At 48.4% G+C, this 22741-nt stretch carries 16 protein-coding genes; 4 read left to right on the top strand and 12 right to left on the bottom strand.

The features are described from left to right. Positions 1-10 precede the first annotated feature (10 nt). Complete coding sequence (gltB, locus tag AXG56_RS13735; protein WP_062515029.1) at positions 11-4591, bottom strand: glutamate synthase large subunit; 4581 nt, start codon at positions 4589-4591, stop codon at positions 11-13. A 352-nt stretch (positions 4592-4943) separates the two neighbouring features. Here gltB and AXG56_RS13740 point away from each other — a divergent pair, with 352 nt between their 5' ends. After that, the gene (locus AXG56_RS13740) at positions 4944-6005 is read left to right on the top strand and encodes a P1 family peptidase (protein ID WP_062515031.1); all 1062 of its coding nucleotides are present in this window, start codon (positions 4944-4946) and stop codon (positions 6003-6005) included. Positions 6006-6240: 235 nt separating this feature from the next. Here AXG56_RS13740 and AXG56_RS13745 read toward each other — a convergent pair whose 3' ends face one another. The 9 genes from AXG56_RS13745 to glgB all read right to left on the bottom strand — a co-directional run bounded on the left by AXG56_RS13745 (position 6241) and on the right by glgB (position 19158). Then, a complete protein-coding gene (locus tag AXG56_RS13745; RefSeq protein ID WP_008633649.1) occupies positions 6241-7065 on the bottom strand; it encodes a YihY/virulence factor BrkB family protein in 825 nt (274 codons plus the stop codon). Positions 7066-7155: 90 nt separating this feature from the next. Further along, on the bottom strand, positions 7156-8436 hold the full coding sequence (gene rpoN, locus AXG56_RS13750) for an RNA polymerase factor sigma-54 (protein WP_062515032.1): 1281 nt from the start codon (positions 8434-8436) through the stop codon (positions 7156-7158). A 178-nt stretch (positions 8437-8614) separates the two neighbouring features. Next, entirely contained in the window at positions 8615-8989 is a 375-nt protein-coding gene (locus AXG56_RS13755; protein ID WP_008633653.1) for a PH domain-containing protein, read from the bottom strand. Positions 8990-9004: 15 nt separating this feature from the next. Continuing rightward, positions 9005-10924, bottom strand: a complete 1920-nt coding sequence (locus tag AXG56_RS13760; RefSeq protein WP_062515035.1) for a glycoside hydrolase family 13 protein — start codon at positions 10922-10924, stop codon at positions 9005-9007. 20 nt (positions 10925-10944) lie between these two features. Further along, a complete protein-coding gene (locus AXG56_RS13765; protein ID WP_062515270.1) occupies positions 10945-13383 on the bottom strand; it encodes a glycogen/starch/alpha-glucan phosphorylase in 2439 nt (812 codons plus the stop codon). A 30-nt stretch (positions 13384-13413) separates the two neighbouring features. Further along, the gene (glgA, locus tag AXG56_RS13770; protein ID WP_062515036.1) at positions 13414-14844 is read right to left on the bottom strand and encodes a glycogen synthase GlgA; all 1431 of its coding nucleotides are present in this window, start codon (positions 14842-14844) and stop codon (positions 13414-13416) included. Positions 14845-14969: 125 nt separating this feature from the next. Further along, positions 14970-16076, bottom strand: coding sequence for a glucose-1-phosphate adenylyltransferase subunit GlgD (gene glgD / locus AXG56_RS13775; RefSeq protein WP_026577724.1), 1107 nt, complete (start codon positions 16074-16076; stop codon positions 14970-14972). Positions 16077-16088: 12 nt separating this feature from the next. Beyond that, a complete protein-coding gene (locus tag AXG56_RS13780; RefSeq protein WP_035388126.1) occupies positions 16089-17249 on the bottom strand; it encodes a glucose-1-phosphate adenylyltransferase in 1161 nt (386 codons plus the stop codon). Beyond that, complete coding sequence (gene glgB / locus AXG56_RS13785) at positions 17239-19158, bottom strand: 1,4-alpha-glucan branching protein GlgB (RefSeq protein WP_008633666.1); 1920 nt, start codon at positions 19156-19158, stop codon at positions 17239-17241. Before glgB ends, AXG56_RS13780 begins: the two co-directional genes overlap by 11 nt. A gap of 367 nt (positions 19159-19525) precedes the next feature. On the opposite strand from glgB, the gene AXG56_RS13790 reads away from it, so the two are divergent. The 3 genes from AXG56_RS13790 to AXG56_RS13800 are packed head-to-tail and all read left to right on the top strand — an operon-like array spanning position 19526 to position 21111. Next, positions 19526-19939 carry a DUF948 domain-containing protein gene (locus AXG56_RS13790; RefSeq protein WP_008633669.1) on the top strand — a complete coding sequence of 138 codons (414 nt, stop codon included), beginning with the start codon at positions 19526-19528 and terminating at the stop codon, positions 19937-19939. A gap of 15 nt (positions 19940-19954) precedes the next feature. Continuing rightward, positions 19955-20404, top strand: coding sequence for a DUF948 domain-containing protein (locus AXG56_RS13795; protein WP_008633671.1), 450 nt, complete (start codon positions 19955-19957; stop codon positions 20402-20404). Then, positions 20401-21111, top strand: a complete 711-nt coding sequence (locus AXG56_RS13800; RefSeq protein WP_008633673.1) for a hypothetical protein — start codon at positions 20401-20403, stop codon at positions 21109-21111. The genes AXG56_RS13795 and AXG56_RS13800 overlap by 4 nt, the downstream gene beginning before the upstream one ends. Positions 21112-21161: 50 nt before the next feature. Here AXG56_RS13800 and AXG56_RS13805 read toward each other — a convergent pair whose 3' ends face one another. Further along, complete coding sequence (locus AXG56_RS13805; protein ID WP_062515038.1) at positions 21162-22442, bottom strand: globin-coupled sensor protein; 1281 nt, start codon at positions 22440-22442, stop codon at positions 21162-21164. Positions 22443-22574: 132 nt separating this feature from the next. Further along, the gene (locus tag AXG56_RS19685; RefSeq protein ID WP_008633681.1) at positions 22575-22724 is read right to left on the bottom strand and encodes a hypothetical protein; all 150 of its coding nucleotides are present in this window, start codon (positions 22722-22724) and stop codon (positions 22575-22577) included. Positions 22725-22741: the final 17 nt, after the last annotated feature.

A 22741-nucleotide genomic window follows, 5' to 3' on the forward strand; every position in this document is an offset into this window, starting at 1 on the left:
CCCTTCTCCGTTATTTCACAGTCTCCACTGGCTTATTCCGTTCTTCAAAGGCGGTCATTTCCGCATCAAATTTCTCGAGTCCTTCTGCTTTCAGTCGTTTGATCCGCTCCTGCATCGTCAAATAATCCCTCGGGATGACTTTGACGAACTTGGCGACATAAGAATCCCAGTCTGCCAGAATCCGTTGACCAAGGCCGCTGTTCGTATAACTTACGTGCTTCTCGATCAATTGGTAGAGCCCCTGGATTTCTTCCGCATCATCCAGCGTATGCAGGTGGACCAATTCTTTGTTGCATTTCGTTTCAAAAGGTTGTTGTGATTCATCGAGGACATAAGCGACCCCGCCGGACATACCGGCAGCGAAGTTACGACCTGTCCCTCCAAGAACAACGACTTTTCCTCCGGTCATGTATTCACAGCCGTGATCACCGACACCTTCGACGACGACTTCGGCTCCACTGTTCCTGACACAGAATCGTTCACCGGCAAGACCGTTGATGTAAGCTTCCCCGGCTGAGGCTCCATAGAAGGAGACGTTCCCGATGATCGTGTTTTCCTCCGGAACAAACGTCGATTTCGGAGAAGGATGGACGATGATTTTACCGCCTGATAAGCCTTTTCCTACGTAGTCATTGGAATCTCCGACAAGACGGAGTGTTACACCCTTCGGAATGAACGCGCCGAAACTCTGACCCGCCGACCCTTTGAACGTCAGCTTGATCGTATCTTCAGGAAGTCCTTCTGCACCATATCGGCGGGTGATTTCACTACCAAGAATCGTCCCGGTTACCCGGTGTATATTACGGATGGACCCGGTACCTTCCACCGGCTCTCCTGTTTCTATCGCTTTCCTGCAAAGAGGGATAAGCTCTTGAACATCAAGCGTCTTCTCCAGCCCGTGATCCTGCTTCTGTGTTGCGAAGCGGCCGTAGTTATCCGGCACGTCCGGCTGGTAAAGCAGTGCGGAAAGGTCGATGCCTTTGGCCTTCCAATGATCGATCGCTTCGTTTGCTTCCAGCACGTCTGTGCGCCCGATCATTTCATTGATGGAACGGAAGCCAAGCTCTGCCATCAGCTCCCTTGCCTCTTGAGCAATAAAGCGCATGAAGTTTTCAAGGTGGTCCGCTTCCCCGGTGAACTTCCTGCGCAGCTCCGGATCCTGGGTTGCCACGCCAACCGGGCATGTGTTCAAATGACAGACCCGCATCATGACACAGCCAAGCACGACAAGCGGTGCTGTGGAGAATCCGTATTCTTCTGCGCCCAGTAATGCAGCGACGACGACATCCCGCCCCGTCATCATTTTTCCGTCTGTTTCAACAACGATACGGTCACGCAGACGATCAAGAACAAGCGTCTGATGGGTTTCGGCCAAGCCGATTTCCCACGGCAGCCCTGTATGTTTAATACTTGTCCGCGGAGCAGCTCCTGTACCGCCATCATACCCACTGATCAATACGAGATCGGCACGTCCTTTGGCAACACCGGCAGCAATTGTTCCGACTCCTACGGCAGACACAAGCTTCACGCTGACTCTTGCTTTCGGATTGGCATTCTTCAAGTTATAAATAAGCTCAGCCAGGTCTTCAATGGAATAGATATCGTGGTGTGGTGGTGGAGAGATCAGCTCGACACCTGGTGTAGAACCACGAACTTCTGCCACCCACGGATATACTTTCTTGCCTGGAAGGTGACCACCTTCTCCAGGCTTGGCCCCTTGAGCGACCTTAATCTGAATTTCATCGGCATTCACAAGGTAGTGACTGTTCACACCAAAACGTCCGGAGGCGACCTGTTTAATGGCGCTTCGTTTGGAATCTCCGTTTTCTTCCGGATTAAAACGCTTCGGATCTTCGCCGCCCTCTCCGGAGTTGCTTCTGCCTCCGATCCGGTTCATAGCAACCGCAAGCGCTTCATGCGCCTCAGCACTGATGGAACCGAAGGACATGGCTCCAGTCTTGAATCGTTTGCAAATATCTTCCACCGACTCTACTTCCTCCACCGGAATGGAGTAACGCTTCTTAAAGGACAACAAACCACGCAGAGACTGGAGGTTATTGTTCTCGTCTGTCAGCATTTTCGAATACGATTTGAACAAGTCATAATCATTCGAGCGGCATGCATGCTGAAGGGTCGCGATCGTCTGAGGATTGTACTGATGATCCTCCCCGTTCTCCCGGTATTGGAATTCATCACCGGCTTCAAGCTTACGATTCGATCCACGGCTTTCATCGAAAGCAACTTCATGACGCATCAATACTTCTTTCTCGATGATATCAAGGCCGATTCCGCCTAAACGGGAAGCAGTACGTGTGAAGTATTGATCGACGACTTCCTTCTTAATTCCAACAGCTTCAAAAATTTGCGCACCGCGATAACTCTGGATCGTGGAAATACCCATTTTGGAAAGTACTTTAATAATGCCGTCGGTCGCTGCTTTCACATACGTATCGACAGCTGCTTCATGGGATTCGACCTCAAGAAGATTGCGCTCCTGCAAATCACGCAGCGACTCATAAGCGATATAAGGGTTGATGCCTTCCGCGCCATAACCGAGAAGCGTCGCGAAGTGATGGACTTCTCTTGCTTCCCCGGTCTCTGCGAGGATCGACACCTTCGTCCTTGTCCCTTGACGGATCAGGTGATGATGCAGACCGGAAACCGCAAGCAGTGTCGGAATGGCTGCGTACTTTGCATCCACACCACGATCGGACAGGATGAGGAGGACATTTCCTTCTTCAATGGCCTGATCAGCTTCTTCAAACAAACGGTCAAGAGCCGGTTTCATCGCCTCTTCTTTCGCTTCAAACAAGACAGACAACGTCTTAGTCCGGAAGCCCTCCAAGTCCTGTTGACGAAGCTGTTCGAGCTCTCTGTTTGTCAAAATAGGAGAGGCAAGACGAATATGGCGGCAGCTTTCCGGCTGAGGATCGACAAGGTTGCCTTCTGCTCCGATCGTTGTTTCCACCATCGTGATCAGCTTCTCCCGAATCGCATCGATAGGCGGGTTGGTTACTTGTGCAAACAACTGTTTGAAATAGCTGTAGAGTACTTGCGGCTTTTTCGAAAGCACGGCAAGCGGGGAGTCGTACCCCATTGATCCGACGGGGTCTTTCTTGTCTGTGACCATCGGCATCAGAATCTTATTCAGCTCTTCAGTCGTATATCCAAATGCAAGCTGTTGACCAATCAAATTCTCTACCGGCGGGTGCTCTGTGACCGGCTCCGAAAGGTCTTCTAAATTCCATTTATTCTCTTCGATCCATTCTTTATATGGATGCTCCTGAGCAATCTGCAGTTTAATCTCTTCATCCGGGATGATCTTCCCTTCTTCCAAATCGACAAGCAGCATCTTTCCAGGTGCGAGGCGGTCCTTGTACAAAATGTCATCCGCAAAGATATCAAGGGCTCCTACTTCGGAACCGAGGACGATCATTCCGCCCTTGGTTACGTAATACCTCGCTGGTCGAAGTCCGTTACGGTCAAGACAGGCCCCGATCTGCTTCCCGTTTGTATAGGCAAGCGCAGCCGGTCCGTCCCACGGCTCCATCAATGTGCTGTGGTATTCATAGAAATTCTTCTTATCTTCCTGAATCGTATCGTCATTGGACCAAGGCTCCGGCACCATCATCATTGCCGTATGGGCAAGGGAGCGTCCGGACAAGTGCAGAAATTCAAATGCATTATCGAACATCGACGAGTCGCTTCCTTCTGCATCGATGATCGGCAGAAGTTTCTTCAAGTCTTCTTCACTGAAATATTCGGACTTCAGTAATTCCTGTCTTGCTCTCATCCAGTTGACATTTCCCCGGATTGTATTGAATTCTCCATTATGGATGGTGTAGCGGTTCGGGTGTGAACGTTTCCAACTCGGGAAAGTGTTCGTACTAAAGCGGGAATGCACTAAAGCGAGGGCAGTAATGAAATCCGGGTGATTCAAATCGATGTAGAAGGAGTCCAACTGCTCAGGAATCAGCATTCCTTTATAAACGATCGTGTTGGAAGATAAACTGCAGATATAGAAATCATCGTAGCCTTCCACACTTGCAATCTCTGCTTCTGCACGTTTTCGTATAATATATAAACGGCGTTCAAAATCCATCTGTGTCTCCACACCAGCCGAAGGGGCCACAAATGCCTGACGGATGAAAGGCTTTGTCTTCTTCGCATCGTTACCCACGAAGGAATCGTTAATCGGCACCGTTCTCCAGCCGAGGAATTCCTGTCCTTCTTCTTCCACAATCTTCTGGAAGCGCTGCTTACATTCCATTCTCAAGTCATGGTCATCCGGCAGGAAAATCATCCCGATGCCGTACTTCCCTGACTCAGGCAGGTAAATATCTTCTTTCTCACACTGCTTCTCAAAGAATTTATGAGGGATTTGTGTCAGGATTCCGGCCCCATCTCCGGTACTGACATCAGCAGACTGCCCACCACGGTGTTCCAGGTTACAAAGAATCGTAATGGCATTCTCGACGATACTATGGCTTTTCGTTCCATCAATATTAGCAATTACTCCGATTCCACAAGCTTCGTGTTCGTTCTCCGGGTGATATAAACCCTGCGGAACAGGATATCCGTTTTTTTGCATATTCATTCCCCCTAGCGGACTTATTCTTGTAGGTTACAGGCATAAAATTAAAAAATTCTGTCTTTTCAGTTTCTTACTAGTATAGCATGAAAATCCGGCCCCTTCACGTACCTAAAGCACATAAGCACGCAATTTTCCGACAAATAAAGAGGGATTACCAAAAGGAAAATCCAATAACACGAACGATGTAAGCGCAACCAACCAATTTTGTATTTTTTTATAATTTTTTCAAGAAACCGTGTCTTTTTGTTTCGGATACAGAAAGATTTTGTATAAAAAGTCATAAAAACGAATCAATATACAAGGAGGAATCCGGCTGTAAGTTGCGAATAGGAAGGATGGAGGTGTAATAATGGGTCATGAAGTTCGGAAGTATGGCATTTCAGTTGGAAAACTATCCACCGGGAAAAGGAACGCAATCACAGACGTTCCCGGCGTAAAGGTCGGGCATCACACGCTCGCTGAAGGGGATGTGCAGACGGGAGTGACAGCGATCATCCCCCACGAAGGGAATTTGTTTCAAGAGAAGGTACCGGCGGCATCACACGTCATCAACGGCTTCGGAAAGACGGCTGGATCGATTCAGATAGAAGAACTGGGGACGCTTGAGACGCCTGTGATTCTCACCAACACTTTCGGTGTCGGGACAGCGGTCGATGCCGTCATTGATTATACATTGGAACGTAACGAGGAAATCGGCAGGGAAACCGGAACCGTCAATGCGGTAGTCGGGGAATGCAACGATATGATACTGAACGATATCCGCAGGCGGACGATCCGACGGGAGCACATTCATTCAGCCATTGAAAAAGCAGATAAGCACTTCGGGGAAGGAGCCGTGGGCGCGGGGAGAGGGATGGTCTGCTATTCGCTCAAAGGCGGGATAGGATCTGCTTCCAGAATACTGCCGATAGGTTCGAAAGACTATACCATCGGTGTGTTGACGCTCACCAACTTCGGCACGCTGCGTGATCTTCGTATAGACGGAAGAGCAGCAGGGGAAGAATGGCACGCGGAGAAAGAAGCGAAGGAGGAGAAGGATAAAGGGTCTGTCATGATTGTGGTGGCGACGGATTTACCGGTTACCGACAGACAGCTGCAGAGAATTATCAAACGTTCCGTGATCGGCCTTTCTAGAACAGGAGCGATGATCAGCAACGGAAGCGGTGATATCGCCATCGGTTTCTCAACTGCTTACAACATCCCCGCAAAACCGTCTTCCGTTCACATGATTCCGACCATTCATGAAGAGGAAATCGATATCGCTTTTCGCGGCGTGGCAGAGGCGACGGAGGAGGCGGTCCTGCAATCCCTGTTTTGTGCAGAAACCGTTACCGGACGAGACGGAAACATCCGCCGATCTATAACGGAGTTACTATCAGAATCTCTTGTATCAAAGGGAGAAAACCCTTGAAAAAGAGACAATTCCCGTACTACATTTCTCCAGTAACCGGAGGGATGCCCTTATGCGCAGGTGGCGGATACTAACTATTTTGCCGGCTGTTTTCATTGCCGGTCTGAATTTCAACGATCATCGTTATTCCTTTAGTATTCTTATGGCCGCAATCGCTGTCGCAGCAAGTATCGACGTGGTAAAACGAAGGAAAGCCCCCATCCTCTTAAGGACAGGGGCTTTCCTTCGTTTTCTATTAAGCCGCTTCCTGTTTCCCATCTTCTCTTCGTCGGTGATAAATGACGTTGATTTCTGCTCCGACCATCAAGATGATACCGGTCAGGAAGAACCAAAGCATCAGAACAATGATTCCCCCAAGGCTTCCATAGGTTGCGGAATAGTTACCGAAGTTGGACACGTAGAAAGAAAAGCCTAAAGAAATCAGCTGCCAGAGGACAGCGGTAATGACAGCTCCAGGCAGGATATGATGAAACGGAATATTCTTATTCGGCGCAAAGTGGTACAGTGCCATAAGCACGCCTCCGATGACAGCGACACTGATCACCCACCGGAACACCTGGAACAGAAACGCTGTTTCCCCAGGAAGATTGATGGCATCAAGAATGACCTGACCGAAAACCGGCAGTACGAGTGCGACAGCTATGGCAATAATCATGCCGACAGTCAATACCACCGACAGGAGCCGGACTTTAATAAAGGACCTTGTTTCCTCCACGTTATACGCCTGGTTGGCAGCTTGAATGAAGGCATTGATTCCACTCGAAGCAGACCAGAGTGTACCGAGAATACCGACAGTAAGAAGCCCACCGTTGGGCTGCTCCACTACGTTTATGATGTTATCCCGGAAAATGTTTGCTGCTTCCGGTGTCGAGAAGCTGCCCACCGCATCGACGACCCTTTCCGAATCAATATTCATATAAGGCAGTATGGACAGCAGTAAAATAAGCAGCGGCACAATCGCAAGCAAATAGTAATAGGCCTGCGCCGCTCCAAGCATCGGTATGTTATCCTTTTGAAACTCTTTTATGAGATCTTGTAAATAGCTTTTCGCTTTCTTCATCGATCTGCTCCCTCCTCCACAGACATGTAATTGTCTATCCCCTTTTTTTGTAAGAACTAACCTTCTGAGGATGCAGGAGAGAGGAGAGGCTTACGTCTTTCGCCGGGAAGAGGATGGAATCCCCATCCCGTCCCGGTATTTAGCAACCGTACGACGCGAAATATCTAAGTGGAAGGTATCTCTCAATTTATCTGCGAGCCGTTGATCAGACAAAGGACGGGAGCTGTTCTCCTCCTTAATCCAATCACAGAGAATGTCTTTGATCTGCAAAGAGGAGTATGCTTCTCCAACCTGCGATTCGTACCCCTTCACGAAAAAAGACTTAAGCTGTTTCATACCGAGGGGGGTCTGTATCACTTTTCCTGCAACCGCCCGGCTGACGGTGGATTCATGGACCCCCATACGATCGGCAACCTGCCTCAGCGTCAAAGGCTGCAAAGGTTCTCCACTGAAGTACCTTTTCTGATGTTTCATCACTATCCCAGCCACACGCATCAATGTATGCTGCCGCTGTTCAATGCCGCGCATCAACCAGCGGGCCTGCTGGAAGCAGTCTTCAAGAAACAGCTTTGCCTCTTCCTCCTCTTCATGCATCCTACTCAGTATACCATCCCAATGAATGTGTTTTTGGAAAGAGTAAGGATCGCGCAAAAGAAGTCCGTGGTCCTTTTTCTCCACATATAAATCAGGCAGAGCTGTCTCACGAGGTTGTACCTTCGTCTGAATAAGCGGTCGAGGATGAAGCTCACGGAGAATGGCAAGAGCTCTTTCCGCCTCCACTTCCGAAACGCCAACTGTCTGCAGCATCTCCCAGTTCCTCCCTGCAAGATCCTCCAGGTGATCTGCTGTCAATTGATAGAGGAGGTGATCTTCTGGATACGTTTCTTCTATCTGCAGAAGTAGAAACTCCTGGAAGTGGAAGCAGCCGGCTCCGAATGGCTCCATATGCATAAGATGCCGCCTGGCGGAAGAAACCGCTTCTACATCCACCGCCAGAATCATCGCAGCCTCCTCTTCAGATATAGTCAGGAAGCCTTTGTCATCAAGACTTTCAGCAAGAAAGCGAAGAATCTTCTTTTTCTTCTCCTCCCTCTCCAGCCACCTAATTTGTTCGATCAAATCTTCCCGCCAATTCGCGGCATCTGCTGCGAGTTGATCTATTCTATCAATATAAGCATCGTCGTTTCGCGAAGACATGATGGAAGACATGGAACCCGGTGGATCAAAAGCAATCATCGGGTTGCTCTCGACCACTTCCCATATGTAATCCCATACCTCAGCCGTCGTATATTGAAGCAGGTTGATAGCCTGTTTCATCTCTGTCGTCATGAATAAACCCGTCGTCTGTTTTTGAGCTAATTCCAGCTTCATCTTTCACACCCCTAAGATAACGCTTTCATATTTAATAATGAACGGTTTCTATCTATCTTTCAAGTTCCATTCCTATGTATAAGAAAAGCCGGCACAAGGCCGGCTTTTCTTCTGTCTGTTTTTAAGAGCGGACACCTTCGTAAAAGGGGGCGCTTATCGTTTCACGTGGAACATTTTGTTAAAGAACATAAGTAGCAAGCGTTTTCTGAACCGCTTCAATCGGGCTGTCTTTCTTAAACAGCTTGACGATCGGTTCGTGTGATCCGGATAACCAGATTTTCAATTCGGAATCCATATCGAAGCTTCCTGCTGTTTCCACACTGAAATGGGTGATGCTCTTATAAGGGATGGAATGATATTCGACCTTCTTACCTGTCATCCCCTGCTTATCTATGAGAAGAAGGCGCTTGTCGGTGAAAAGGAAGGAGTCCCGGAGCACTTTATAACCGCTCTGAATCGCTTCCTTCTCTGTTAAAATACCATCCAGCTGCTTTTCCAGCTTCTCTACGTCCACTTCACTGGCATTGCCAAGCAGTTCATTCAAAAATCCCATGGTCCTTGCTCCTTTCTACTTCATCATTCGCAGCAGCATACTTTCTCCCGGTTCCAATTCAAGCGTCAGCCGGTTATTCTTTGAGCTGAATATCCGCTTCTTGTTTTCCAGGTGCTGCCACTTCCCTTTCTCGATCGGGATATCGACTTCCCGCTGTTCGTAATGGTTGCGGTTGAACAAGTAAAGAAAACGTCCGTCCGATGCCTGATCACCGAAATGATCGACTCCGTTGTCTACCCAGCGTTCGAAGCAGAAGACATCCTTATCCAAGGCGAACGGCTGCCAGTGCCCTGTTCGGAGAGCATCGTGATCCTGCCTCCACTTTCCGATGTTCCGGTACCAGTCAAGCAGGTCCTCATCTTCTCTTCCCCATGGATACGGCTTCCGGTTATCCGGATCGGCCCCTCCGGTGAGACCCGCTTCATCTCCGTAATAGAGAGAAGGGATGCCCGGGAAGGTGTACATCCATAAGCTGAGAGCTTTGATCTGTTTCCTCACCATTCCCTCTGCATCCTCTTCTCGAAAAGAGGCAGGAAGAAAGCCTGTCAACATTGTTTTAATACGCTCGACATCATGGCTGGACAGCATGTTCATCACGGCATAGAAATATTCTTTCGGATAGTGTTCACATAACGTCAACAGACGCCGGTAGACGCTATAGCCGTCCATTTCGCCCTTCATGAAATCAAGCATGATGCGACGGACGGGGTAGTTCATGACGGAGTCCAAAACGCCGCCGAGGAAGTAATCTCTCCGTTTCCCATAGGCTGTTTTGTTAGAGGCATCTTCCCACACCTCGCCGAGCAGCACGCTCGACTCATTCTCTTTCTTGAGCTGGCGGTAGATTTGACGAATCAGATCATCTGTTAATTCATCCGCAACATCCAGGCGCCAATGGTTCATATTTGATCGCTGCCACGTTTTGATGACACTGTCTTCGTCGTGAACGAGAAAGTTCTGATAGTCTTTGTTTTCTTTATTCAACGTCGGAAGTGTGCCGACTCCCCACCAGGCATCATAATCATCCGGATACTGGTGGAACGTGTACCAGCTGTAATAGGGGGAATCCTTAGACTGGTACGCTCCCAGTGAATCATATTTTCCTTCTCTATTAAAGTAAATGCTGTTGCTGCCTGTATGACTGAATACACCATCAAGCATAACCTCGATTCCATAAGACGAAGCCTCTTCAATAAGCGTCTCAAAAGCTTCCTTGTCTCCAAGCAGTGGATCGATCTTATGATAATCGCCTGTATCATACCTGTGGTTACTCTCCGCTTCAAACACAGGATTCAAATAGATGACTGTCACACCGAGGGATTGGATGTACGAAAGCTTGGAACGAATCCCATCAAGATTTCCCCCGAAAAAATCCCAGCGGATCACTTCGCCCCGTTCATTGCGTATATAAACCGGATCATTTTCCCAGTGAGCATGGACAAGACTTGTTTCCGGTGCCTTCTCAAGCGACAGCTCCCCTTCGCAATAGAAGCGATCCGGGAAGATTTGATACATCGTCGCATTTTTCCACCACTTAGGCGTCCTGTATGCAGGATCGTACACCGTTATTTGCCAAGACGGTGGGATATGCTCGTATATCTTTCCTTCTCCACTCTCATTACTGCGCTCCCGCCCGTAGTACAACGTCTGGTCTGCGAGAACCACCTCGAAGAAATACCAGATCAGCTGTGGTTCTTCCGGCATTTCTATTGTCACTTCGTAGGAAGCCTGTTGATGACCTTCGCTCCGAACATCCATTTTCTTCGTGTGCTCGTCGTCGGTGCGATCGAGGATATAGTGCAGGATGACCTGGGATGCCTGGTATCTTGCGTGGACATCGATCGCCAGAGTAACAGCAGAACCTCTCGGCGCTGCACCGAAAGGCTCTCGATAAGAAGCTTCAAAACTATTATGATACATCTCTTTTTGTTTCACTGATCCGACCTCCTCCAACATCACTTCAACGACGTTACCCGTTGGATGCCCCATATATCGCGGGCATATTCCTGAATCGTCCTGTCACTGGAGAAAACTCCGGATTGGGCGATGTTCACCAGACTCTTCGCGTTCCAAAGGCGTGTTTTCTGATAGTCCTGACTCACTTTCTTCTGCGCGAGCAGATAACTGGCAAAGTCTTTCAAAACGAAGTATTCATCGTTATGCGTCAACAAGGCATCATAGATTTCCTGGAAATCTCTTTCCCCTTTAGAGAAGGGACTGTAATGGAGCAGTTCATCAAGGGTATTACGAATCCGTTCGTCCTGGTTATACATCGCTTTCGCTGAGTAGGAACCGTTATGGTAATAATCCCATACTTCGTCCGAGCGTAATCCGAATATATAGATGTTGTCATCACCGACCAGGTCATGGATTTCCACATTCGCTCCATCCATCGTTCCCACCGTCAAAGCTCCGTTCATCATGAACTTCATATTCCCTGTTCCGGAGGCTTCCTTCGTAGCAAGGGAAATCTGTTCACTTACGTTGCTCGCAGGAATCATCTTCTCTGCAATCGACACCGAATAGTTCGGAAGGAAAACGACCTTAATATATTCATTCACTGCCTTATCGTTATTGACGACGTCAGCGATTCTATTGATTAATTGTATGACCTTTTTAGCAAAATGATAGCTTGGTGCCGCCTTCGCTCCGAAGAAGAACGTGCGCGGTACAATGTCCAATGTCGGGTCGGACTTTAATTCATTGTATAAATGCATAATATGAAGTGCGTTAAGCAATTGGCGTTTGTAACCGTGCAGCCGCTTGATGTGGACGTCAAAGATGGAATTCGGGTCAACGATGATCCCCTGCGTTTCCTTCACCCAGTTGGAGAAATCTTTCTTATTCTCCTGTTTGATATCATGAAGCCGATCTAAAAAGGAAGCATCTTCTTTATGATCCAGCAGACGCTTCAGCTCGCCTGGTTTCTCTATCCACCCATCACCGATCGTATCGGTTACAGCGGTGGCAAGTTTCTGGTTGGCATGCATCAACCAACGGCGGTGGGTGATGCCGTTCGTCTTGTTGTTGAATCGGTCGGGGAACGTATTGTAGAAGCGTTTCATTTCTCTTTCTTTCAATATATCCGTGTGCAGTTTGGCGACACCATTAACGCTGTGGCTGCCTACAATGGATAAGTGGGCCATTTTCACCTGTCCGTCCGCCACGATGGCAAGGTCGGCAATCCGGTTGAAATCCCCGGGGAACGTCCGCCAGAGCTCCTGACAGAAACGCTCATTGATTTCATCTATGATCATAAAAATTCTTGGCAGCAAAGACCTTACGAGCCCTACAGGCCATGATTCCAAAGCTTCGCTCAATGTCGTGTGGTTGGTGTACGACACGGATGATTGAGTAATCTCCCATGCCTCCTCCCAGCCTACGCCTTTCTCATCCATGAGAATCCGCATCAATTCAGGAATGACGAGTGCGGGGTGCGTATCGTTAATATGCAGGGCTGCTTTCTCAGGGAATTCCGACCACGGCAGATCCAACGCTTCGAACGTGCGGATGATGGATTGGACGCCTGCAGAAACAAGGAAGTATTCCTGCTTCAGCCGCAGCTTCTTGCCTTCCTCATTGGAGTCATCGGGATAGAGGAATTCCGATATCCTCTCCAAGGATCGCTTATGATGCAGGAAGTGGCCGAATTCCCCTTCCCGCTCCGCTTTCTGAAGCGTATCGGAAACAGTGGGCTCCGCAGACCACAGCCGCAGCGTATTCACCGTTTCATTGCTATAGCCGACGACAGGGACATCATACGGAACAGCCAGAATCTGTTCTTCATCTGTATAGTGGAATCGGAGGACACCGTCTTTATCCTTCTCGGACGAGACGCGGCCGCCGAAGCGAACCGTAACGGCCTCTTCCGGACGACGGGTTTCCCACACGAAGCCGTCCTGGAGCCAGTGATCCGGGAGCTCCACTTGTTTGCCATCGACGATGTGCTGGTCGAACATGCCGTATTTATAGCGGATTCCATACCCATGTCCAGCTAACTCCAGCGAAGCAAGGGAATCGAGGAAACATGCAGCTAAGCGGCCAAGCCCGCCATTACCGAGACCGGCATCGCTCTCCTGCTCTTCTATATCCGAAAGGGAAAGGTTCAGGTCTGCCAGCCCCTCCTCCACCACCGACAGCACCTTTTCATTCAACAGGTTATTACCGAGCAGACGCCCCATCAGAAATTCCATGGAGAAATAATAGACCTGCTTTGTCTTACTTTGTCTATACTCTTCATTGGTCTTTAGCCAATGCTTATTGATCTTCTCCTGGAGCAGACCACTGAGCGCACGGTACGTATCATACGTCGTAGCGTTATCGATCGATTTCCCCAGGTTTCCTTCCAACCGCCTCTGGAACTCCTTTTTGAATTCCTCTTTATCACTGAACATCACCATAACGGTTTCCTCCTGTCCCCCCTGCTAACGGAACATAGATTGATAGAGATCCATGTACTGTTGGGCAGAGTTTTTCCAAGTGAACTTACTCTTGCAAATGTTCTTCACAAGCGTTTGCCAAGCATCAGCATCTTGATACATTGCAAGGGCCCTGCGGATGGTGTACAGCATGTCATGGGCGTTGTAATTCGTAAACGTGAAACCGTTTCCCTCTCCCGTCTCCTCATTATATGGCTGGACGGTGTCTACAAGTCCACCTGTTTCCCGTACGATTGGTGCCGTTACATAGCGAAGTGCGAGCAATTGCCCGATTCCGCACGGCTCGAAGCGGGACGGCATAAGAAACAGGTCGCTTGCCGCGTAAATCTGCCTGGATAAGGCTTCGGAGAAACGGATGTTCGTCGACATTTTCTCTGGGTGCCTGTCATGTGCCCATTGAAGCATCTGTTCATATTGATATTCTCCTGTACCGAGCAGAACGATTTGGACATCCTCATGATACAGTAGTTCATCAATGACCCGCCCGATTAAATCGAACCCTTTCTGTTCGACCAGCCTGGAAACGATGCCAATCATCGGGACATCTTTCCGGACCGGCAAACCGAGTTCTGCCTGCAGCCACATCTTGTTCTGCCCTTTCTTAATCAGGGAGCTGCGATACGGGAAGGCGAGCGACTCGTCTTTCATAGGATCATAGTTTCGGTCATCAATTCCGTTGACAATGCCAATTAATTCATCGGTGCGCTTTCGGAGTACTCCGTCTAGGTTTTCCCCATAATACGGTGTTTGAATCTCTTTTGCGTAAGTTTCACTGACGGTCGTGATGAAATCGGCGTAGTTCAAGGCGCCTTTCATGAAGTTGATGTCTCCAAAAAATTCGAAAGCATCGTCTCTCATCATCGATTCATCAAAGTCCATTAAATCGTGAAGCACGGATTGGGCGAAGACCCCCTGATACTTTAAATTATGGATGGTGAACACCGTTTTCATACCTTGAAGTTTCTCGACCTCTTTATAATGGGTATGTAAGAATACCGGAATCAACCCCGTCTGCCAGTCGTGACAGTGAAGAATGTCAGGAGTCCAGTCCATCCGGCACACCAATTCCATGACGGCCCGGTTGAAGAAGACGAACCGTTCGGCTTCATCGCCGTACCCATAAAGGTTCGAGCGTTTGAAGTAATACTCGTTATCTATGAAATATACAGGGATGCCTTCATACTCCAGGTACTCGATCCCGGCATATTGATTGCGCCAGCCGAGTTGGACATCAAGCGCCTCAAGGTGGGTCATTTGCTGCTTCCACTCGTCCGCCATATTCTCGTATTTAGGAAGGACCACACGTACATCAGCGCCTTGATCCTTCAATGCCTGCGGCAGAGAACCGAGTACGTCCGCCAATCCTCCTGTCTTGATAAAAGGGGTGCATTCAGATCCAATCATCAATACTCTCATTATTTATTCACTCCTCCAATTAATGTGCGGGGGACCGCCTCTTGCGTCTTACGCGAAAGGGACTGACCAGAGTGATGCGTCCAGACAGTCCCTTATGTTAGTCATTCATTTTTGATAACGTTCGTTTACATCGTCCTTCTCTTGGCGATAACAAACGGTTTCTCCGGGGCACCGATCAGCGTTTTGCCGCGGGAGATGCTGCAGTCTTTATCAAGGATGACATTCTCGAGAACAGCATTGCTTTCAATTTCGCAGCGCTGCATGATGATCGAGTTTTTAATGACGGCTCCTTCTCCTACTTTCACACCTCGGAAAAGGATGCTGTCTTCCACATGACCCTCGATAACACAGCCGTTTGCGACCATCGTATTGGTGACGTTGGACGTTTCCGTATAGTTGGAAGGCGCTTCATTTTTCACTTTTGTGAAAATAGGTGCTTCTTCCTTAAACAGTGCATCATGTTCGTCTGCATCAAGCAGTTTGGAACTGTTGCGGTAGTAGCTTTCCACGGAATTGATCAAAGCATGAGTTCCTTCATATTCATACGCATGGACATGGATGTCCGGAATCTTCGACTTGATCCCGTCCAGGAAAAAGTTCGAGCAGCCGTGTGCGATACACTTCTCGATCAGCTCATACAAATACTGCTTCTCGATGATGTACATATCCATGTACACATTGGAATTGCTGTGATCATTGTGAATAGCTGTCACCCGGTTGTCTGCATCCAGGTCCAGCTTGTGAGCCCGATGGAACTCCGGATAAAGCTCCTCTACCTTCGTATAGACGACCGTTACATCCGCTCCTGATTCCTTATGTTCACGGAGGACATCCTGGAAGTCAATGTTGCAGATGTTCTGGGAACCGGAAACGACGATATAATCTGCAAGTGTCCGGTTGATGAAGTCTATATTGTTGTGGAAATGCTGCAGATCCCCGCGGGAAATGTCCGTTGGATCATTCCAGTCCGGCGGCAAAATGAATAATCCGCCGCGCATCCTGTCCAAATCCCATGCTTTCCCTTGTTCCAAGTGATCCATAAGTGAGCGGTACTTACGACGCGCGAACACAGCCACGGATTCAATTCTGGAATTGGTCATGTTCGAAATTGTAAAGTCGATCATCCGGTAACGGCCGGCGAATGGTACAGCCGCTCCGCACCGGAAATAAGTCAGTTCGTCCATCATGTCTTGTTCGTGATCTAAGTTTATGATTCCTGCAATACGATCCATAATATCCTCCCTTTAACTATTCGTTGCGTAGCTTGTCGCAAGGACGCTGCCTTCATCTGCTACAAGCGTGATTTCACTGTCTGGTGAAGGGTCGCCGATGACGGCTCCGTCTTCAATGACGCTGCCTTTGGAGATGATCGCGCGGTGTATCTTCACGTTCTTGCCGATCTTCACGTCCGGCATGATGACGGAATCTTTCACGACAGAAGACTCGCCGACATGCACACCGTAAAAAATAATCGATGTATCAACCGTTCCATAAATCCGGCAGCCTTCATTGACGAGGGCATTCCGGACGGAGCCTCTCGGTGCAATGTACTGCGGCGGCTGGTTCGGGTTCTTCGAATAGATGCGCCATCTGTGATCGTTGAGGTCGAGCTCAGGGTTCTTCTTCAACAGATCCATATTCGCTTCCCACAGACTATCGACCGTACCGACATCCTTCCAGTATCCTTCGAACTGGAATGCCATCAGCTTTTTATAATCATAAAGAAGAGCAGGGATGATATCTTTCCCGAAATCATGGGAGGAATCTTCTTTCTCCGCATCATCGATCAAATAACGCTTCAATACTTCCCATTTGAAGATATATACACCCATCGACGCCAGGTTGCTCTTCGGAAATTCAGGTTTCTCATCAAACTCGGTAATGCTTCCATCATCATCGGTATTCATGATCCCGAAGCGGCTCGCTTCTTCCCAAGGGACTTCGATGACAGAGATCGTCGCATCTGCATCCGTCTTCTTGTGGTGGTCGAGCATCGCATTGTAATCCATCTTATAGATATGGTCACCGGAAAGCACCAGTACGTGTTCCGGATCATATTGGTTAAGGAATTTCAAATTACGGTAGATGGCGTTCGCTGTCCCAGAATACCAACCTCCGCCTGCTGCCTGCATGAAAGGCGGCAGTACAGAAACGCCTCCGTATTTACGGTCCAAATCCCACGTGTCCCCGATTCCGATATAATCGTTCAGGATCAGTGGTTCGTATTGTGTGAGAACACCGACCGTATCGATGCCGGAGTTCGTGCAGTTACTTAATGGAAAATCAATGATCCGGTATTTTCCGCCGAAATAGACGGCTGGTTTCGCAATTTGTTTGGTTAATGATTTCAGTCGTGTCCCTTGACCGCCGGCCAAAAGCATCGCAACGCATTCTTTATTTTTCATGATTTTCCTCCTTGGATACTGAAGTTCTCTTCAAGAAGCTCACACCGAGCGGGGGAATCGTCATGGTAATATGTTGATCCTGTCCTTGCCATGGAGAAGGTACTGTTTCCAGCGGCAGTCCGTTCGTCTGCCCAGAACCTCCGAAGTGTTCCGCATCACTCGAGAAAATTTCTTTGTATGAGCCGTTTTTCGGGACCCCTACTTTGTAGTCGTGATAAACTTCCGGTGTGAAGTTACATACCACTACCAGCTGATCATTGGACGTACGGCTGTTGCGTACGAACGATACGATGCTCTGCTCGTAGTTGTTGGGATCGATCCATGTGAATCCTTCCGGTTTGTGATCGAACTCCCACAGGGCGGGCATGTCCTTATACAAACGATGCAATTGTTTCGTGTATTCCAAAATGGAGGCGTGGGATTCGTAATCGAGCAGTTCCCAATCCAAGTCCTCTAAGTCCTTCCATTCATCGAATTGACCGAATTCACCTCCCATGAATAAAAGTTTCTTCCCTGGATGGGCGTACATAAAGGCGAGAAAAGCACGCAGATTGGCGAATTTCTGCCAGTAGTCCCCAGGCATTTTATTTAATAACGACTTCTTACCATGAACGACCTCATCATGAGAAATCGGTAATACAAAGTTTTCGGAAAATGCATAATGGATCGAGAAGGTAATCAGGTTGTGATGGTACTTCCGATGAATCGGATCCATCTCCATGTACTTGAGCATGTCATTCATCCAACCCATGTTCCATTTATAATTGAACCCGAGGCCTCCGATATAAGTCGGAGCGCTAACCATCGGCCAGGACGTGGATTCCTCAGCCATCATAAGCGTATCGGGAATTTCTTCGAAAACGGATTCATTCATTTGTTTGATGAACGTTACAGCTTCCAGGTTTTCTCTTCCGCCGTATTCATTCAGCTCCCATTCCCCGTCTTCCTTACCGAAGTCGAGGTAGAGCATACTGGCGACGGCATCGACACGGAGCCCGTCCAGATGGTATTCCTTAAGCCAGTAAACAGCGTTTGAAATGAGAAAGCTCTTCACTTCGTTCCTTGCAAAGTCGAACGTAAGCGTTCCCCATTGGGTTTTCTCCGCCTTCTTAGGATCGGCATACTCATAAAGCGCTTCTCCGTCGAAGCGTCTCAGTCCGTGCTCGTCCTTGCAGAAGTGACCTGGGACCCAGTCCAATATGACACCGATTCCAGAATTGTGACAGCGGTCGACAAAATATTTGAAATCATCCGGGGTGCCGTAGCGGGAGGTGACGGAGTAGTAGCCTGTCGCCTGATATCCCCAGGAGCGGTCGAACGGGTGCTCCGTCATAGGTAGTAATTCGATGTGGGTGTAACCGAGGTCCTTAACATACGGAATGACCATATCTGCATACTCCCGAAAATTATAGAAGACTTCCGGTTCAATATTCTTCCATGACCCTAAATGAAGCTCATAGATGGACATCGGAGATTCATACGGGTTCTTCGCCTTCCGTTCTTGCATCCACTGATGATCTTTCCACTCATAACCATCCAGCGGATAGACGACGGAAGCAGTATCGGGGCGCAGTTCGCTGGAAAATGCGTAAGGGTCAGCCTTCAGTCTCAAATGTCCGTGTGCGGTCAGGATTTCGTATTTATAGATCGTCCCTGAATCGAGATTCGGGATGAACGCCACCCATATCCCGTTATCATTGACTTTCTCCATCGGGTTCTCCCGTCCATCCCAGTCGTTGAACATACCGACGACGCTTACACGGACAGCATTAGGGGCCCATACGGCAAAGCGGATCCCCTGCTTTCCATTCCGCGTTTCGGGATGAGCACCGAGCAGTCGGTAACTGTACCGGAGATTCCCTTGATGGAACAAGTAGATATCATGCTCTAAAGTTGTATCCTGAACCACATCATCACTCCTCATGAATGTTCTTCACCAGCCTTATGCCGTTGTTTTACACCAGCCTGTTGAGAACGTTTTAATATGCTTATATTCATCATAAATTTTGGCGAACGCTTTTACAATTAAAATTAATGAAAATATTCTGAAAAGTTTTGTCGGATTTTGTCGGATTTTCCCAAATTAATGCCAAAATCACTTATAATAGGTTCGCAATTTTCGGAAATCGCTTTCATGTGATGTCGATTCCCTTTTTATTACAAAAGAAAACGGTTTATTACATATTTTTACACATCGTATAGTTTTCTCAAATGCGTTTCAGACAAAAAAAATAGTGGTATAGCTTTAGAAACCAAAATTAACGAGGTGAACAGTCATGTCATTAGCAGGGATCAGCCTACTAATCATCGCCATCGCATTCGCATTCATCAGTATCTATGTCGTCAAAACGCTGAAGGCGGCAGCCAGCACCATGACCAGCGTCTCCCATACATTAGAGAAAGTGGAGGGACAGATGCAGGGAATTACCACAGAATCAGAACATCTCCTTAAGAAGACGAACACGATCGCTTCCGATATCGAATCGAAAACACAAACCTTAGACGGACTTTTCGACACCATTAATAATGTAGGGTCGACTGTCGGTAACGTAAACCAGTCCCTGCAGGGCATGAGTGAGAGTGTCGCCCATGCTTCCCACCAAAAGGATGAAAAGGTGGTCAAGGCGCTCCAATGGGGCGATGCGGCCATCGAACTTTATTTGAAATGGAAACGGAAAAATGCAAAATAAAAGGAGGCAGCTCATATGGATTTCTTAGGAATTGGAGTATTGATCATCGGCATCGCCTTTGCCATCGTATCAATCTTCCTGATTAAAGCACTGAATAATTTAGCCAATGTCCTCAAAGGCGTAAGAAAGACGGTGGATCAGCTGCCGGAGCAGTTGGATTCTGTCATGAAGGAAACGACCGGCGTCCTCCATCAAAGCAACGATACGCTGGCAGATGTTAATGAAAAGATCCGTGCCCTCAGCCCGCTCTTCTATATCGTGGGCGACATTGGGGAATCTTCCCGTAAATTGACCTCTTCTCTCGTTGATGTGACCCACACGATCAAGACGAGCACCCACGAGGGAGAACAGAAAATTAACGAGGAAGGCTGGCGCGGCATTTACGGGGCCCTCGCCTTGACGTATTATTTAAGCCAGAAGCGAAAAGCGCTGAAATCCGCCCAGATCAAGAGTACGTCTGTATGAAGAAGGACAGCGACTGGATAATCGGAGGAGCTTCAGGGGTTCTCGCGGGATATACGGCACGATCGATAAGCAAAGATCCATCCATCACGAAGATGAAATGGTACAGAAAGAAGAAAGAGCTATATGAAACAGGTCTTTCCGGACACCAGTATCTTCAGGAATCAAAGAAGGAGCTGCAACAGGCAGCTGCCGCAAATACGAAACAGAAAGGGGATATTAAGATGACACAAACGAATGGAAACGCAACACAAACTAAAAAACGAGGGAAACTGCCGTTGGCCATGCTGACTGGAGCAGTGATCGGGGGAGCATTTGTTCTAATTAAAAACCCCGAAGAACGAAAGCGTATCATGGAGGGAACGAAATCCACCAAAAATGCCGTAACAGGCTATGCCTCCGAGGTGAAAGAGGACCCGAAAGCGAAGAAGGATGACCTCTTAACCCGCATCCAGAACGTTGTAACCATCGCTAACGAAGCCATTACAACCGTTCAGGAAGTCTTCAATAACCAAGGCAAGGAAATTACTGAAAAAGTGAAAGATATTAAAGAAGAGTCCGAAGCCATTATCCATACGGCAAAAGACGCCGGAGAGGACCTGCAGGAGGTAGGCGGTAAGGCGAAGGAAGCAAAAGAAGAGCTGACAGAGTCGAAGGAAGAGCCTTCCGTCCAACAGGAAAAAGTCGTGGAAGTAAACGCTCAACGATGAAGAGGTAGACGAAAAGCGCCGGATCCGTAGTAGGATCCGGCGCTTTTTTATTATTCCGTGACTTGTGTAAGACGCTGGGAAGAAGCAGCGACATCCGTTACCGCTGCATTTATTTCCTGGATTGCTTCCGCAAACGCAGCAAGCTCTGCTTCTACGCTGTCACTGAAAGCCTTGTTCTCCCCCATTGCCTCAACAATTCCGGTGAAGAATTTGTTGATGTGCTGCATGCTTTCGGTGCTCTGACGGACGGCCCCATCCATCTGCGTCACGCTGGCAGACACCTTGTGGATTTGAGAGCTTGTCATCGTGATAAGCGCTGCTACTTCTTCCACAGATGCTTTCGTCTGTTCGGAGAGCTTCCTTACTTCATTGGCAACAACTGTGAAGCCTGCTCCATGTTCCCCCGCCCGTGCAGCTTCAATAGACGCGTTTAAGGACAGTAAATTCGTCTGCTCGGCTATGGACGATACAATGGTGACAATTTTGCTGATCTGTTCCGCTGTCCCTTGGAGGTGGTTCATATCGGCTGTAATCGAATCGATCTGCCCTTTCATTTCATCCATTTGTGATTGCTGGACCTGCAGGCGGTCCTGTCCTTCTAAAGATTGTCGCTCTACATCATGAGAAATACGCACCCCTTCTCTTGATGCTGCGACGATGTTCTTCGTCTGGTCTGTCAGATGTTCGGTAGAGGCACTGGCCTGCTGGGATACAGCTGCGACCTCCTCCGACATCCGGTCGATCCTCGTATAGGCCTCCATGCGCTTATGTACTTCCACTTCCCGCAGACCTGCCGCCTCCTCTTCAAACATTTCCAAAACCAACTGCTGCTCCAGATTCAAGATTTTTGTCACCGCACGAAGTGCTTCCAGAAACTGAGGACCGGTTCCAAGTTCCCGAGAGAAAATATCAAGGAAGGAATGGGTGAGATCCTGGAACGCGCACATATACCACTTCGGTTTCAGCCCGATTCTCAAATGAACAGAAGCGATCGTCCGCCTCTTCTCCAAAAACGCTTCGTCGATGATTCCTGTAAACATTTCTTCTATGTGTCTCCTGAGCGTCTGCTTCAACCGATCGACGGAGCTGGTTTCCTCAATGATGGCGGTCAAGGACGGTTCTTTCTGTAAGTTGGCATAGAATTGATCGACGACTGCACCGATATGAGTGGCAACAACAGGTTGGAGCGACTGGAGAACGGCCAGATCGGGCTCTGTCAACCCGATCATGTCACACTGCCTCTTCACATCCGTCCCTTCTACGAGATGGAGCTCTCCACTGAATTTTTCTTCTATTGGTATTGTTGGCGTCTGCTTCTTCTTAAATAACAATGCCTTTTCCTCCCTCACTCACGCTTCTATACGTATGTATCGACATAGAAAGTACGGTTTTAAGCCATTTGATAAAAAAAGGAAAAGACGCAAAAAGGCCCGCCATATAGGCGGACCCGTATCGAAGTACCGTTAGTAACGGCCTCGATCGATATATTCATTCGGCTCTTGACCGAACTCCGTACTGTGGTTCTTGAATTGGGCAAGGCGGCCGTTTCGATGCTCACCTTTGCTCTTCGTCTCTTTAAACTGACGATTGTGTTTCTTCTCTTTATTGCCCATGGTTTTCACCTCGTGTA

It is taken from the genome of Halobacillus sp. KGW1 (genome assembly GCF_001592845.1).
Taxonomy (GTDB): domain Bacteria; phylum Bacillota; class Bacilli; order Bacillales; family Halobacillaceae; genus Halobacillus.

Coding starts and splice junctions, on each gene's coding strand:
- gltB (WP_062515029.1), bottom strand. CDS start 4,591: ATGCAAAAAAACGGATATCCTGTTCCGCAGGGTTTATATCACCCGGAG.
- AXG56_RS13740 (WP_062515031.1), top strand. CDS start 4,944: ATGGGTCATGAAGTTCGGAAGTATGGCATTTCAGTTGGAAAACTATCC.
- AXG56_RS13745 (WP_008633649.1), bottom strand. CDS start 7,065: ATGAAGAAAGCGAAAAGCTATTTACAAGATCTCATAAAAGAGTTTCAA.
- rpoN (WP_062515032.1), bottom strand. CDS start 8,436: ATGAAGCTGGAATTAGCTCAAAAACAGACGACGGGTTTATTCATGACG.
- AXG56_RS13755 (WP_008633653.1), bottom strand. CDS start 8,989: ATGGGATTTTTGAATGAACTGCTTGGCAATGCCAGTGAAGTGGACGTA.
- AXG56_RS13765 (WP_062515270.1), bottom strand. CDS start 13,383: ATGTTCAGTGATAAAGAGGAATTCAAAAAGGAGTTCCAGAGGCGGTTG.
- glgA (WP_062515036.1), bottom strand. CDS start 14,844: ATGAGAGTATTGATGATTGGATCTGAATGCACCCCTTTTATCAAGACA.
- glgD (WP_026577724.1), bottom strand. CDS start 16,076: ATGGATCGTATTGCAGGAATCATAAACTTAGATCACGAACAAGACATG.
- AXG56_RS13780 (WP_035388126.1), bottom strand. CDS start 17,249: ATGAAAAATAAAGAATGCGTTGCGATGCTTTTGGCCGGCGGTCAAGGG.
- AXG56_RS13790 (WP_008633669.1), top strand. CDS start 19,526: ATGTCATTAGCAGGGATCAGCCTACTAATCATCGCCATCGCATTCGCA.
- AXG56_RS13795 (WP_008633671.1), top strand. CDS start 19,955: ATGGATTTCTTAGGAATTGGAGTATTGATCATCGGCATCGCCTTTGCC.
- AXG56_RS13800 (WP_008633673.1), top strand. CDS start 20,401: ATGAAGAAGGACAGCGACTGGATAATCGGAGGAGCTTCAGGGGTTCTC.
- AXG56_RS19685 (WP_008633681.1), bottom strand. CDS start 22,724: ATGGGCAATAAAGAGAAGAAACACAATCGTCAGTTTAAAGAGACGAAG.